Annotated in this window: 8 protein-coding genes; 4 read left to right on the top strand and 4 right to left on the bottom strand. The window is 67.7% G+C overall.

Features of this window, described 5'->3' with window-relative positions; translation table 11 throughout:
- Positions 1 to 2 precede the first annotated feature (2 nt).
- Both ACVTJA_RS15735 and mdoH read left to right on the top strand, forming a co-directional pair.
- Positions 3 to 488: a hypothetical protein gene (locus ACVTJA_RS15735; RefSeq protein WP_465837188.1), complete on the top strand. Its 486-nt coding sequence runs from the start codon at positions 3 to 5 to the stop codon at positions 486 to 488.
- Between the two features lie 29 nt (positions 489 to 517).
- The gene (gene mdoH / locus ACVTJA_RS15730) at positions 518 to 2,539 is read left to right on the top strand and encodes a glucans biosynthesis glucosyltransferase MdoH (RefSeq protein WP_465837187.1); all 2,022 of its coding nucleotides are present in this window, start codon (positions 518 to 520) and stop codon (positions 2,537 to 2,539) included.
- A 145-nt stretch (positions 2,540 to 2,684) separates the two neighbouring features.
- Here the strand turns inward: mdoH and ACVTJA_RS15725 are convergent, their stop codons facing one another.
- Together ACVTJA_RS15725 and ACVTJA_RS15720 are read right to left on the bottom strand one after the other, a co-directional pair.
- Positions 2,685 to 3,995 (bottom strand): M18 family aminopeptidase, encoded by a 1,311-nt coding sequence (locus ACVTJA_RS15725; RefSeq protein WP_465837186.1) that lies wholly within the window; start codon positions 3,993 to 3,995, stop codon positions 2,685 to 2,687.
- Between the two features lie 13 nt (positions 3,996 to 4,008).
- The gene (locus tag ACVTJA_RS15720) at positions 4,009 to 4,851 is read right to left on the bottom strand and encodes a hypothetical protein (RefSeq protein ID WP_465837185.1); all 843 of its coding nucleotides are present in this window, start codon (positions 4,849 to 4,851) and stop codon (positions 4,009 to 4,011) included.
- Between the two features lie 136 nt (positions 4,852 to 4,987).
- Between ACVTJA_RS15720 and ACVTJA_RS15715 the strand changes: the two genes are divergently transcribed.
- Positions 4,988 to 9,097, top strand: coding sequence for a TIR domain-containing protein (locus ACVTJA_RS15715; RefSeq protein ID WP_465837184.1), 4,110 nt, complete (start codon positions 4,988 to 4,990; stop codon positions 9,095 to 9,097).
- 190 nt (positions 9,098 to 9,287) lie between these two features.
- Positions 9,288 to 9,998, top strand: coding sequence for a hypothetical protein (locus ACVTJA_RS15710; protein WP_465837183.1), 711 nt, complete (start codon positions 9,288 to 9,290; stop codon positions 9,996 to 9,998).
- 103 nt (positions 9,999 to 10,101) lie between these two features.
- On the opposite strand, the gene ACVTJA_RS15705 is transcribed toward ACVTJA_RS15710, so the two are convergent.
- Both ACVTJA_RS15705 and ACVTJA_RS15700 read right to left on the bottom strand, forming a co-directional pair.
- Positions 10,102 to 11,463 (bottom strand): hypothetical protein, encoded by a 1,362-nt coding sequence (locus ACVTJA_RS15705; protein ID WP_465837182.1) that lies wholly within the window; start codon positions 11,461 to 11,463, stop codon positions 10,102 to 10,104.
- Positions 11,460 to 13,439, bottom strand: coding sequence for a hypothetical protein (locus ACVTJA_RS15700; protein ID WP_465837181.1), 1,980 nt, complete (start codon positions 13,437 to 13,439; stop codon positions 11,460 to 11,462). The genes ACVTJA_RS15705 and ACVTJA_RS15700 overlap by 4 nt, the downstream gene beginning before the upstream one ends.
- Positions 13,440 to 13,692: the final 253 nt, after the last annotated feature.

Below are 13,692 nucleotides of genomic sequence, written 5' to 3'. Positions count from 1 at the left end.
CGATGCCGACCTCCCGCCCCTCCGTCCCGCCCGCCATGTGGGCGCGCCCCGAGACGTGCGCGGCGATGGACGTCTTCTTCCAGGGCTTCGGCTTCAGCGCCCGCGAGGACCTCGACGTCCTCTCCGCCTGGGTGCTGGAGGGCTCCACGGCGCACCGCGAGGAGCCCCGGGCCGCGCTGTCCCTGGCGCGCGCGCGGATGGAGGCGTGGTTCGCGAAGGTGCTGGGCGAGCAGCTGGGCGGCTCGCTGCTGTCCCGGGGCCGCGCGGCCTTCGTGCTGTGCGACGGCGCGCGCCTGGGTGCCCGCGCGGTGACGCGCGAGCCGCTGCCGCACGACTTCCTCCGGATGCTGCGCGCGGCGGTGCCGATGCCGGCCCCGGTGCAGGTGGCCTCGGTGATGCCCGAGCAGCAGTTGGTGCTCTGGCCCTTCGGTGAGCTGTTCCGCCGCGTCCTGCGCGGGGCGCAGGCCGACGTGTCCATCTCCGGCTAGTTCGCTGCCGTCCCCCCTCGGAGTCCCCCATGCACGCTCATTCGTTCTCACCCGAGAGCGCCGGGCCGAGGCGCGCTTGCGTCCTGGGCCTGGCCGCCGCGTCCACCGTGCTGGGGACGTGGGAGATGCACCGCCTGTTGAGCGTGCGCGGCACCACCGCGCCGGAGGTGGTGCTGGTGGCCCTCTTCGCCCTGTGCTTCGGGTGGATTGCGCTGTCCTTCTGGACGGCGGTGGCGGGCTTCTTCCAGCTCGCGGTGGGTGGGCGGATGCCGGGCCTGCGGTGGCCCTCGGCGGAGGAAGAAGGCACGCGGCTGACGTCGCGCACCTCGGTGGTGATGCCCATCCACAACGAGGACCCGGCCGCCGTCTTCGCCAACGTGCAGGCCACGTATGAGTCCGTGGCGGCCACGGGGCACCTGGAAGCGTTCGACTTCTACGTGCTGAGCGACTCCACGAAGCCCGAGGCCTGGGTGGCCGAGGAGCTGGCGTGGGCGGACCTTTGCCGCCGGGTGGGCGGCCAGGGGCGCATCTTCTACCGGCGCCGCACGGACAACACGGGGAAGAAGGCCGGCAACCTGCAGGACTTCTGCGAGCGGTGGGGCCGGCACTACGACTTCACGGTGGTGCTGGACGCGGACAGCCTGATGGACGGCCGCACACTGGTGAAGATGGCGCGGCTGATGGAGCTCAACCCGCGCGTGGGCATCATCCAAGCGCCGCCCTTGTGCGTGGGGCGCAGCACGCTGTTCGCGCGCCTCCAGCAGTTCGCGGGCCGGGTGTACGGGCCGGTGGTGGCGGCGGGCGCGGCGGCGTGGCAGCTCGGTGAGTCCAACTACTGGGGGCACAACGCCATCATCCGCACCACGGCGTTCATCGAGCACTGCGGCCTTCCGGTGCTGCCGGGGCAGCAGCCCTTCGGCGGGCATATCCTCAGCCACGACTTCGTGGAGGCCGCGTTGATGCGGCGCGCGGGGTACACGGTGTGGCTGGTGCCGGAGTTGGGCGGCAGCTACGAACAGCCGCCGCCGAACCTGCTCGCGTACGCGCAGCGCGACAGGCGCTGGTGCCAGGGCAACCTGCAGCACCTGAGCCTCGTCATGGCGGGCGGGCTGCACCCCATCAGCCGGGGCCACTTCCTCATGGGCGTCATGTCCTACGTGGCGTCACCGCTGTGGCTGCTGTTCCTGCTCGCGGGGCTGGTGGCGGCGCTGCACGACGGCTGGGTGACGCTGGAGCACCTGCCCGAGGGACTGACGGGGCTGGGGTTCGACGCGGAGGGCGCGCTGCGGTTGTTCAGCGTGTCCATGGGCATGCTGTTCACGCCGAAGGTGCTGGGGCTGACGCTGGCGCTGGCGCGCGGGCAGGACGCGAAGCGGATGGGCGGCCGGGCGCGGCTGGTGGCGAGCGTGCTTTTGGAGAGCGTGCTGGCCACGCTGCTGGCGCCGGTGATGATGCTGTTCCAGTCGCACTTCGTCTTCGGGACGTTGCTGGGCTATCGCGTGACGTGGTCCAGCCAGCAGCGCGAGGACGCGGACCTGCCCTGGTCCGAGGCCGCGCGTCGGCATTGGGTGCACACGGCCTTCGGCGTGGTGCTGGCGGTGAGCGCGTTCCTGCTGTCACCGGGGCTGCTGGCGTGGCTGACGCCGGTGGTGGCGGGGCTGGTGCTGTCGATTCCCCTCTCCGTCTTCACGGCGCGCGCGTCGCTGGGCACGTGGGCGGAGCGCCTGGGCCTGTTCCTCATGCCCGAGGAGACGGAGCCACCAGCGGTGCTGACACGAGCGCGCGAGGTGACGGAGGAGCACGCGGTGGCGCCGGTGGCGGATGCGGTGGACCACGTGCTCACGGACGCGCGGGCGCACGCGCTGCACCTGGCGCTGCTGGAGTCACAGCCCGGTCTGGAGACGGCGCCGGTGGCACTGGCCTCGGCGAGACAGAAGCTGCTGGGCGGCGTGCCGGAGCCGCTGTCCGCGCCGGAGAAGACGGCCGTGCTGCTGGACGCGAGCACGCTGGCGGAGGCACGGGAGCGGCGGCTGGCGCGCATCGCCTCCTGAGCCCCGCTCGAAGCGGCTGATTCAACGAGGGCCCGGCCCCGCGATTCACGGCGGGGACCGGGCCTTGTCGCGCGGCGACTTGAACAACCGCATTCAACGAGAACTGCCCCGCGATTTCACGACGGGGCCGAGCCTCGGCATGCGGCTACTTGAACAACTGCCTCAGCACCGCGACCATCTGCGCCACGTCCGTCGCGCAGGCCATCTCGCGAATCGAGTGCATGGACAGCATGGGGTTGCCCACGTCCACCGTGCGGATGCCGAGCTGGCCCGCGGAGATGGGCCCAATCGTGCTGCCGCACCCGAGGTCCGTGCGCGTGACGAAGTGCTGCGGCGTCACACCGGCCTCGCGGCACAGCGCCGTGAAGTAGGCCCACGACTCGCCGTCCGTCGCGTAGGACTGGTTGACGTTGGACTTGATGACCGGGCCCGCGCCCATGTGCGGCTGGTGCTTGGGCTCGTGCAGCGACGCGTAGTTGGGATGCACCGCGTGCGCCATGTCCGCGCTCACCAGGAACGAATTCGCAATCGCCCGGTGGAACGCGTCCGGCTTCCCGTCCGAGTGCGCCAGCGTGAAGCGCTCCAGCAGCGTGCGGAGGAACGGAGACGCCGCGCCCTGCGCGCTGCGGCTGCCGACCTCCTCGTGGTCGAACAGGATGACGCCGCTGGTGGCCTCGCGCTTCTCGTTGCCGGACAGCAGCGCGGACAGCGCGGCGTGGCAGCTCGCGAGGTTGTCCAGGCGCGGCGCATGGAGGAACTCACCATGCGCACCGGAGCGGATGGACGGCTGCAAGTCATAGAGGCACAGGTCGTAGCCGAGGATGTCCCCCGCCTCCGCCTTCACCCCACCCTTCGCCAGCTCCGCCACCAGCAGCGAGTGCAGGTCCACGGCGCCCGCGCGCTCCAGGCCCAGCACCGGCACCATGTGGTCCTGCGGGTTCAGCTTCAGCCCGTCGGAATTCACACCGCGGTTGAGGTGGATGGCCAGGTTGGGCACGCGCAGCAGCGGCCGGCGGAAGTCCACCAGGTGCCCCTGCGGCTTGCCGCCCGCCATGACCATGACGCGACCGGCGAGGGACAAATCACGGTCCGTCCACGTGTGCAGCAGGACGCCACCGTAGATTTCGACGCCGAGCTGCTGGTAGCCGTTCTTCGTCACGGCCGCGTTCGGCTTCAGCCGGAGGTTGGGCGAGTCCGTGTGGGAGCCGACCAGCCGGAAGCCCGCCCGGTCCACCGGCGCGGTGCCGAGCTGGAAGGCGGCGATGCTGGTGTCTCCGCGGGTGACGAAGACGCGCTCGCCGGGCTTCAGCGTCCAGGTCTCGCGCTCGTCGAGGACGCGGTAGCCCGCCTGGGTGAGGCGGCGGGCCGTCTCGCGCACCGCGTGATACGGCGTCGGCGAGGCGTCGATGTAGTCCAGCAGGTCTTTGGCCAGGGCGTCGGTGTCGATGGGGCTCATAGGGCGCCCCAAGCTAACGCCGTCCGGCCCCTCCGCCACTCCCGAAAGTCGCCTCCCGGGCAGGCGGGCGTTCCCCAGGAGCCCCCGCCGGGAGCACCGTCGAGCCGGCCCTCGCCCCCGGTGCCGCGTCCAGGAACGTGCCCAGCAGCACCCAGCGGCGGCACGTGTCGTCCTTGCCGGGCTTCGCCAGGAGCGGCGTCGTGTAATGCCAGAAGGGCAGCCGGTACACGGTGATGCCGCCCACGGTGCTGACGCGGGTCATCTCGGTGAAGTGCCCGTCCTTGGCGTAGATGAGGTACTGGTGGTCCGCGCCGGGCATGGTGAGGCTGAGGTGCATGTCGACGTAGCCGTCGCGAGCCTCGGGCTCCTCGGGGTGGTGGTCGTTGTGCGGCCCCGAGTAGTCGCCCGGCCCGTAGCACAGCACCTGGATGCCCCACTTGCGCCGCAGCGCGCGGCCCGTCACGGCGGCGGCGAAGGCGGCGAAGCTGTCCGAGCGCATCATGTCCGTGAGGCCCACGGCCTCGGCGGCGCGGTACGAGCGGGAGCGGCGGTTTTCCAGGAGCGCCGTGCGGTTGCGCACCGTCTTGGGCAGCAGCTCCATGTAGTTCATCGTCTGGCCGGAGATGGAGTCATGGGGGATGGGGTCCTCCATGGGCACCAACGTGTCGCGCAGCGCCGCGTCGAGGGCGTCTCGGCAGGCCAAGGCTTTCTTCGCATCGACGACGCCCTGGAGGGAGACGAAAGGCCGCTCCGGATTCAGCAGGGCGCCCGTCACCTCCCGGTCCTTCCCCTCGAGGATGCGGCGGCCCTTGGGGGTGAGCAGATCGGCGAAGTCGGCGGGAAAGGTCTTCTTCATGGGTCGATGGGTGGCGCGGTACCACGGCAGCGGCCCGTTTCCACGTGCTTCCTCTCAAACCGTCCGTGCGGTTGTCCCGCCCATGGCTTAACGCGGGAGCGGTCGTGAAGTATGCATGCTTTCGGGGGTGTCGCCCATGCGCCACGTGCCTCTCGAGCGAACCTTCAAGCCCTTCGACAAACGCCAGGAAATCGACCCGGACGTGGCCGCCTACTTCGCCTGGGATGGCTCCGGAATCGGGGCCCTGAGCTGGGACGAACTCCTGAAGCACCGGCGCGTCGTCGTCCTTGGCGAGGCCGGCATCGGGAAGACCACGGAGTTCGAGTATCAGGCGAAGCGGCTGAACAGGCAGGGACATACCGCCTTCTTCCTGCCCATCGAGACCCTCCTGACCCTGAATGGCCCCCTCTCCGACGTACTGGTAGACGATGAAGACAAGGGTCGTTTCGAGGCCTGGTGCGCCCATCCGCAGGAGGAGGCCTGGTTCTTCCTCGATTCGGTCGACGAGGCCCGCCTCAGGGCTCCAAGCGCCCTGAACACCGCACTCCAGCGCCTTCGCAGCCAACTGGGACCGCATGTGCGCCGCATCCGCCTCTTCCTGTCGTGCAGGGCGAGCGACTGGCGCTACCTGGAAGACCGCAAGTTGCTGGACCAGCTCTTTTCGTTGCCCCCACCAGCAGTCAGTATCGAAAGCGGGGGGAACGCGGCGGCTTCCGGCGCGGACGAAGCCACGGGGGTTCGCATTTTCACGATGCAAGGCTTGAGTGCGGAGCAGGTCTCCGAGCTCGCGCGCGCCTGCGACCTCGAAGAGCCACGGCCCTTCATCGAAGAGATTGCGAAGACCGGAGCCTGGGCGTTCGTGCAGCGGCCTCAGGACGTGCTGTGGCTGGTGCCCTACTGGCTGCGGGAGGGGAAGCTCGGAACCCTGAGCGAGCTGGTCGAGAACGATGTCCGGAACAAGCTTCAGGAGGAGAACCGCAACCGCAACACGAGCGATGAACTGTCCCCCGCGGAAGCCCGCGAGGGCGCGGAGACCCTGGCCGCCGCGCTGGTGCTCTGCGGCAAGTCAGCGATTCTCCTCGCGGGCTCAGGGAATCCGTACGCCGACACTTCGGCTCTGGATACACGAGGGGTCCTGCCCCATTGGAAAGCCCCGCAGTGGGTGGCCCTGCTCACGCGGGCCCTCTTCGATGAGGCCACCTATGGGCGCGTCCGCATCCATCACCGCACGGTCCGGGAGTATCTGGCCGCTTGCTGGCTTCTCAATCATTTCAAGAACCGGCGGCGGCCGACCTCCGGGTTCCTCAGGCAATGCGTCCGAACGTCAGCGGGTGGAGCTGTCGTCCTACAGCCATTGCGTGGCGTCCTGGGGTGGATGGCAACTCGAGATGAGCACCTGAGGGAGCGGCTCATCGAGCTCGAACCCGAATTGCTCCTGCAAGAAGGCGATCCCGCGGCACTTCCGCACGCGAGCAGGCAGCGGCTCCTGGAACGACTCGTGGCTCGCTATTCGGACCGCACGCGAGCGGCAGTCCGTCCGGATGGGGTCATGCTGCGCCGCTTTGTGACCCAGGATCTGGCGCCAACCCTCCAGCAACTCATGGAGGCGTTGCCACGCACGGAGGACGTACGGGAACTCCTGTTGAAGATGGTCGCTATCGGGGGATTTGAGACCTGTGCCTCGCTCGCACTGAAATGGGCGCTCACCGAAGGCGAATCCGAACATGTCCGCGCAATGGCGGTCCGTGCCGTGGCGGCGTGTGGCGTCGCGGAGCACTGCACTCGCCTGGTGGAATGGGGAAGTCAGGCTCGGTCCATTCCGCCCCGACTCATCGAGGCGCTCCTCGACAACCTCTTCCCTGGGTGGCTGAACGTCGAGGGCTGTGCGCGACTCCTCCGTGGCGTCGTGATGTCCGCCCGGGTCGTGGATGCCAGCCTGGTCGTTCTGCTGGAGCAACAGCTTGCGGACCGCTGCCCCGCGGACCAGTTGGAGAAGTTCCTGGAGTCCTTGCTGGCGATTCAGACTTCTGACAACGCAGGGTCGGAATACGACTGGGTGTCGGGCGCCATTGCCCACACGATGGCCCGCATCCTGAACACCCTTCCCTTCCAGGCACTCCCCCTGCCCCTGTTGGAGCAGGCCTTCAAGGTGCGCCAGACGAGAATCCAGCTCCGCGAGTACATGGCTGGCGGAAGCAAAGAGCTGAGCGCAGCCCTCCAGGGCCTCGTCGAAGTGCGAAAGCGCCTCTTCTGGTCCTGCATGCGAGCGCCCCTCCCCGACCTCAACCTCTGGCTGATTCGTGACCGCCTCTGTGTGAACGAGGCAGACATTCCCTGGCTCATCGAGGGCGCGGTGGCGGAGGCATCCGAATCGGCTCGCGAGGTCGCGCTCGGGGCCGTGATGACGCTCTGGAGGAAGAACAGCCATACACCCGAGGAGCGGGCGGCGCTGCTGCAGCTTGCCAGTGGCAATCATGAAGTGTGGGCGCTCCTCCAACAGATGACTCAACCGCCCCCAGTCCCACGGCATGACGCGCAGCAGGAGAAGGCTGAGGAGGAACAGCGCCGCGGCCGTGACGCCTGGCGTGACCAGGTGCTCGCAAGGGTTGAGCATCTCGAGTCAGGCGACGATATCGACGCACTCGCCGAGCTGAATTACAGCATTGCAGCCAGCGGCTCGAAGCACGAGAGCCGCAACTACACGCAGTCCTGGGTGGCGCTCGCGACGGAGTACGGAGAAGACCTTGCCAGAGCGGCGCGTACGGGAAGCAAACGCTTCTGGCGGAAGTGGACTCCCCCGCTTCCGGCGCAGCTGACCTTCGAGCACGAGAAGAGACTTCGCGTCGGCCTGTCGGGCCTGGGGACCGAGTTGGAAGAGGGCATCGACTTTTCACAACTCACGCGGAGTGAGCGAGCGATTGCAACGAGGTACGCCTTGTGCGAGTTCCTCTCGCTTCCCCCATGGTTCGGCAAACTCGCCCAGGTCGACCCCGTCACAGTCGAGGCCGTCCTCACCGAAGCCTTGGCGATGGAGTTCCACCCTGACGCTAGAGAGCCTCGAGGGCGAAGCCTGCTCACGAAGCTCGAACAGGCTCCTGCCCGGGTCATGGCATTCACGACGCGCCTGCTCCAGGAGCAGCTCAAGCAAGGCGATCCACGACGCAAGCAGGTGCTCGAGGACGTGCTATGGCTTCTTCGGCGCTCTCCGCACACGGACCCGGCGCGACTGGCATCCCAGGCACGCGATGCACTGGCGCGACGGGCAGGGCATGAAGACTCAGAGCTGCTCCCATGGCTTGCCACCTATGTGTATGCGGACGGCGAAGCGGCGTGGGACTTCGTGGAGCACTGGCTTCTGGAGGCGCGGGATGAGGCAGCGGCAACGAAGAAACTCCTCCAGCTCGCTGCCCTCCTGCTCGAGTACCAGGTGCAGCAGACGCCGGGATACAAGCCCTCGTTCCACGCGCCCGCCACGCTGGGTCGCATGCTACGAACCCTGTACCGGTATTTCCCCCCAGGCGGTGAATCAGGGCACAAGGAACTGGGACGCGACATTCGGCACGGAGCAACTCAGTTCCGTGACCAGCTTTGCCGCGTCCTGTCGGAAGCCCATGACGACGATGCCCAGCGGGCGCTCATTGCGCTAGCCAGGGAACCGTCGTTCGAGTCGCACCGAGATTACTTTCTTCATCTGGCCGATCTGCAGGCGCAAGGAGCCGCACATTTCAAGGCCTGGTCAACGCAGGAGTTCGCCGAGTTCGCGCACGGCCAGATGAGGAAGGATTTCGAGCTTCGGGTCTTCCTCTCGTACCGCAGGGCGACCAGCCTCGAGTTCACGGGATTTGTTCGCGTATGGCTGAGCGGGGAATTGGGGCAGGACAACGTCTTCAAGGACGACGGCTCGATTCCCTGGGGCGCAAACTTCGAGGCGGAGATCGAATCGCGACTGCGGGAGAGCAGTGCGCTCGTACTCATCATCGATGAGCATTGGGTGACACCCAGGCTCGAAGACCCTACGGACTTCGTGCGGCGCGAAGTGGAGCTCGCGCTCCGGCATCGAACTCCGATACTTCCGGTGCTCATCCGAGAAGCCCAGATGCCGCGCAAAGAGCAACTCCCGTCGTCGCTTCAGCCGCTATGCCAGCTACAGGCCCGACGCGTGCGCCCTGACCCCGACTTCGACCGGGACATGCAGCAGCTGCTCGCCGCCATCGAGGGCGCCGCTCTCCGCACGCCTCCCGGATGACGGGGATACATGTCATGGCGAAGCACTTCCTCTCCCATGGAAGCGCTTGACGCCCTGTGGCGGCCTGCCCCATCGGACACATAGCGGCCCCGCCCGGGAGTGCACGGGCCTTGGGAGCGTCCGGACGCAACCTTCTCCGGCCCCTCGCGATAATCCCAAGAATCAGCCGAATTGCCGGAGCCCTTCCCCCATGGACCCCATCCGCAGCCGCCCCCGAGTCGCCACCACCCCGACCCCGGCCGCCCAGTCCCAGACGACGCAGCAGACCGCCGCCCCGGTGCGCGCGAATGCGGTGGGCCACACGGCGCTGAGCACCTTCCAGGCAACGTCGCCGGTCCGCGCGGCCGCTCAGCCGACGCCGGGCTCGTGGCGCGGTGGCCCGGACACCGAGGTGGGCAAGGCCGTCCAGGCCATGTGGGCGCGGATGCAGCAGATGCCGGGCAAGGACATCACCATCAAGGGTGACACCCCGGCGAGCCTGTTCGGCCGCGCCATCCTGGACAGCAAGCACATCACCAACGAACAGCTCATCGCGATGTCCAAGGTGACGCTGGACCAGCTCGCGACGGACCCGAAGGACCGGCAGAAGGTGCTGGAGAAGGTGCCCAACGCGCGCGAGCTGCCGGTGCACAAGTTCACGGTGGCGATGCTGGCCTCGGCCACGGGCATCGACCCGCAGAAGCTCTCCGAGGCCTGCCCCGACCTGGGCCTGACGGGCGCACCGGGCACGCCGCTGCTCTACGCGGCCAGCAGCGAGCGCATGCAGCGATCCACCGCCCTGCACGACTTCACGGACTACCTGCGCGGCGCGGGCGTCAAGGGCGTGAACAAGGCCGTGTGGGGCGTGGAGAACCGCATCCTCTCCGCCATCGTCTCCGCAGTGGGCGGCGGGCGCTACTGAGTCACTGTCTGATGTGAGTCTTTGGGGCCGTGACCTTTCAGCGGGTCACGGCCCTTCGTTTTTCGCGTCATGACGAGCACGGGCCCGTCGCCATCACGCACGTTCATTCGCCGCTGGCTCCGGTGCTTCCCGAAGCTCGCTGCCGCTCCGCCTCGCGGAAGAGTTGCGTGAGAGAGTAGTCGAGCAGCGACTGGCGGGACTCCATGTACCGGCGGGCACGAAGGAAAGGCAGCCAGACGCGGTTGCCGACGCGAACCTGTGATTCCTCCAGCTTTTTGCGCGGTATCCACTGCCCGCCCAGCCTGCGCACGAGCACGTTGCCCAGGTAGGCCCCCACCGCGGGGGTCACCCGTTCGTCGATGAGCGCCCGCTCGTATCTCTCCGGGATGTTGTCGCGCCAGAGGTGGAAGTCGACATCCGTCAGAGCCTCGGGTGTCACGTCGAAGACCGAGGGCACCTGCGTGTGGAGGACCGCCACGAGGTACTCGGCGAGATCGCCATACTGGCCATGGATTGTGTCCAGGTTCTCCACGTCCGATGGGAGGGCAACAGGAAGCCACTCCTCCGGCTCGGGCGGCCGGTACGCGTTGAGCTCGGCAATCTTCCGCTGCCTCTCGCTGATAGCGAACTCGTCGGGCAAGCGCGCGAGGAGAGGTGCAATGTCAGGATGGAAGCGCGGCTCCACAGGGGCGAGTGCGGCACTACGCTCCCGCAAGGCGCGCATCACTGCGTCGAAATCGAGTTCCGGCCGCAGGTGGACATAGGCACGGGCCTGGGCCACGCGCGCCTCTTCGCTGGCGAAGTCCGCGGCAGTCGGCCATGTCACCAGGAGAATTGAGCCATTGGGCAGTTCCTCCACTCGATGAGCTGGCGTGGACAGCATGCGCTCGCGGCCGACGGTCTCCACCAGCCTTGGACCGAAGACATTCAGCCAGAACACCTCGTAGATCTTGTCGAAACCGTCTCGTTTCCAGGTGTCGTCGTCGCGGCCGAAGGTGGGGTAATCCGCGAGCTGACGGTCCGCCATGCTGTGAGCCATGGCATGGGTGACGGGGTAGCGAGAAGCCCACGCGCGTACCAGTTCCACGAACTTGGAACAGCGCTCCGCCGCTGAGAATAGGGTTTGCGGCTGGATGGCGACCCATGCGTGAAGACTGCCGGAGAGCGGAGGAAAGAAGAGCTGAAGTGTCATATCCAACGCAGGCCAGCTCGTGCGATAGAACCCAACGGCCGCGCTGTTTTCGTCACGCTCTTCCTCCAATGCCTTCCAGACGGCGGCATGAGAGTACTTGCGCCGCCGCTTACCCTCGACAACGTCCGGCATCCAGTCCCCTGCGTACGTCTCGAGCGTCCGGAGGAAAGGCTCCAGCTCGTGCACGAGGTCAGTCTGGGGATTGAAGGCTGCTTCGAGGGAAAGCCGGAGGATGTCCTCCGCAGCCGATTCGCGAAACTCGAGCACCCTCATTCGAACGACACCTCCACTCCCTTGACCTTGCTTTCGGTTACCCGCACAGCTTCCCTCATCACGTCCGACTTCAAGGGCTTCAATGCGCCCTCATAGATGAGGCGAACCCGATGAACCCTCGCCCGCTGCCTGATTCCATCCCGGAGGATGTCCAGCGTCTCGCCGTAATACTTCAAGGCTACGGTCGCATCCGAAATCAGCTGCGCCCGGAGGTCCTTGTCTCTTAATTGTGAGAGGTCGCGGCTCTTGAAGCTGAACGTCTCTACGCGTGGTGCCTGGCCGGCAGAAGCCTTTGTCTCAATCACGAGGACATCCGCGAAGCGGATGTCCTCCTTCGCCACGCCCACGTGCATTTCGACGTGGGGCTCGTCGAAGTCCTTCAGCCATTTACGCTGCACTCGCGGAAGCGCCGCATCCTTCTCCAGGATGGAGAACATGAGACGCTCGAAGGCTAGCCCGCGGGCAAACTCCCCGCGCATCTCCTGATAGCCCGTCCACTTCAGTGGGCCCTTGTCCGCTGTGCCCTGCTCGATTTCAGCGGTCCTCTTCTCCAGGTACGACAGGTAGTCGGGCCAGAGCGGATTCGCTTCGACACCAGGAGGAGCAGCTTTCAGTAGCGCCTCGCGATGCTGCTTCAGGACCGCCATGTCCATCGGCAGGCGCGGCCCTCCGGCCTCTGCCTCCAGTTGCTGGAACCTGGCCGCCGCTATCTCTGCGGCGATTCCGGCCGACTCTGGCGACAGGGTAGGCGTGCTGCCGTCTCTCTTCCCGGCGCCGCCCCTCACTGACGCGGTCCTCGGGCGCTCGCGATATGCCTCCGCCAGCATGGACTGCGCCTTCGGCACGTTGCCCCGTGTCTCGTGCAGGGCCAGAGCCGCGGCATCTCCCCACTCAGCCGCGAGGAGGGCGGCCTCTCGACTTTGTTGGAGCCAGCGGGCCAGCTCGCCCACGGCGCGCTTCCCCATCTGCGCCTCCAGCCTCTCCAGCACCGCCTTCAGCGCTTCCACGCGAGGCATTACCGTATGGAGCCGCATTCCCTCCTTCCTGGAGAGGGCCGCTTCGCGGAAGGCACGCGCGCCCTTGCCTCCCGCGTACAGGCCCACCATGAGGGCCGCCGGTGTCAGCTGCCGCGTTGCCTCCTCGTACTCGCCCTGGACGAGGGACACGCCGCCCTGCACCGTCCCCGCTGCCAGGTGGTAGAAGCCCACCGGCACGCCGAAGGTGAGGTGGTCGAAGGCGCCCAGGGCCACGTTGCCCGGCGCGAAGGCTCCCAGGTACTGCGCCTTCTGCATCGCCAGGTACGCATCCCGGTACGGCGGCGGCAGTTGCTGGGGCAGGGAGGATACGTCCACGCTCCGGCTCCCGCCGACGAGCGGAATGGAGGCCGCGACGTCGTCCGCAGCCCGCCCCAGCCCGCGGGCGATGTCGCTGGCGCGGAAGTCTCTCTCCGGGAAGTCACCGAGGCCGAGGCCCCGCCGCTGCAGCTCCGCGCGGACGACTTCCATGTCCCCCAGGGTGCGCTTCAGCAGCTTGTCCTCGGCCAGCAGGCGCAGCAGTTGGCGCACCTCGTCGTCGTAGGCGGTGTGGAGGATGAAGAGGGTGAGGACTTCCGCCTCGGCCAGGCCGTGCTTCTCGACAGCGGTGGCGAGGAAGGCGGCGCGCTTGCGGTTGAGGACTTCCGAGGCCTTCGCGCCCAACGGGCCCAGGGCCCCCAGCCGGACGGCATTCCAGTCGGAGAGGGACTCCACCAGACGCGGCATGTCCACCGTGCGCTGCAGGGCGACGAAGGCCGCAGGGGAGGTACACCCGAGAAAGGGAGCCAGCACCTCCTCCGAGTCCAAGTATGGCCAGCCGGAGGGCACGTCTCCGCAAACGGCGGAGAGGGCATGAGGCGCCCGCAGAGGCGTCGTCTCCCCCCAGTCCGTGCCGTACGCCTGGGCTGGCGAGCGGCGGTACAGCAGCGCCTCGTCCTCCATGCCGGAGGAGTCCTCCGGGAGGCTGGCGGTAGCGGTGGTCCTCCACTCCCGCGAGGAAGATGGGCTCGGGGCATACGAAACTGCCGCGCCACGCCCACTCCGGGACGGCAGCGAGGCGCAGCCCGTGGCGAAGAGGGCAGCGGCCAAGAACAGGCCCACACCGCGAAGCAGCCGAGCCTCAGCGCGCATCTTCCCCCTCATGCCCAGTGAGACGAAGCCGCACGAGCGCAGTGCGCTCTCCGGCATCGGATGC

The organism is Pyxidicoccus sp. M6, assembly GCF_055568925.1.
This window is presented reverse-complemented; position numbering and strand designations above follow the sequence as displayed.

Bases quoted from the DNA above. Each gene is read 5' to 3' on its own strand.
- ACVTJA_RS15715 (WP_465837184.1), top strand. From the start codon at position 4,988: ATGCGCCACGTGCCTCTCGAGCGAACCTTCAAGCCCTTCGACAAACGC.
- ACVTJA_RS15705 (WP_465837182.1), bottom strand. From the start codon at position 11,463: ATGAGGGTGCTCGAGTTTCGCGAATCGGCTGCGGAGGACATCCTCCGG.
- ACVTJA_RS15710 (WP_465837183.1), top strand. From the start codon at position 9,288: ATGGACCCCATCCGCAGCCGCCCCCGAGTCGCCACCACCCCGACCCCG.
- ACVTJA_RS15700 (WP_465837181.1), bottom strand. From the start codon at position 13,439: ATGGAGGACGAGGCGCTGCTGTACCGCCGCTCGCCAGCCCAGGCGTAC.
- mdoH (WP_465837187.1), top strand. From the start codon at position 518: ATGCACGCTCATTCGTTCTCACCCGAGAGCGCCGGGCCGAGGCGCGCT.
- ACVTJA_RS15735 (WP_465837188.1), top strand. From the start codon at position 3: ATGCCGACCTCCCGCCCCTCCGTCCCGCCCGCCATGTGGGCGCGCCCC.
- ACVTJA_RS15725 (WP_465837186.1), bottom strand. From the start codon at position 3,995: ATGAGCCCCATCGACACCGACGCCCTGGCCAAAGACCTGCTGGACTAC.
- ACVTJA_RS15720 (WP_465837185.1), bottom strand. From the start codon at position 4,851: ATGAAGAAGACCTTTCCCGCCGACTTCGCCGATCTGCTCACCCCCAAG.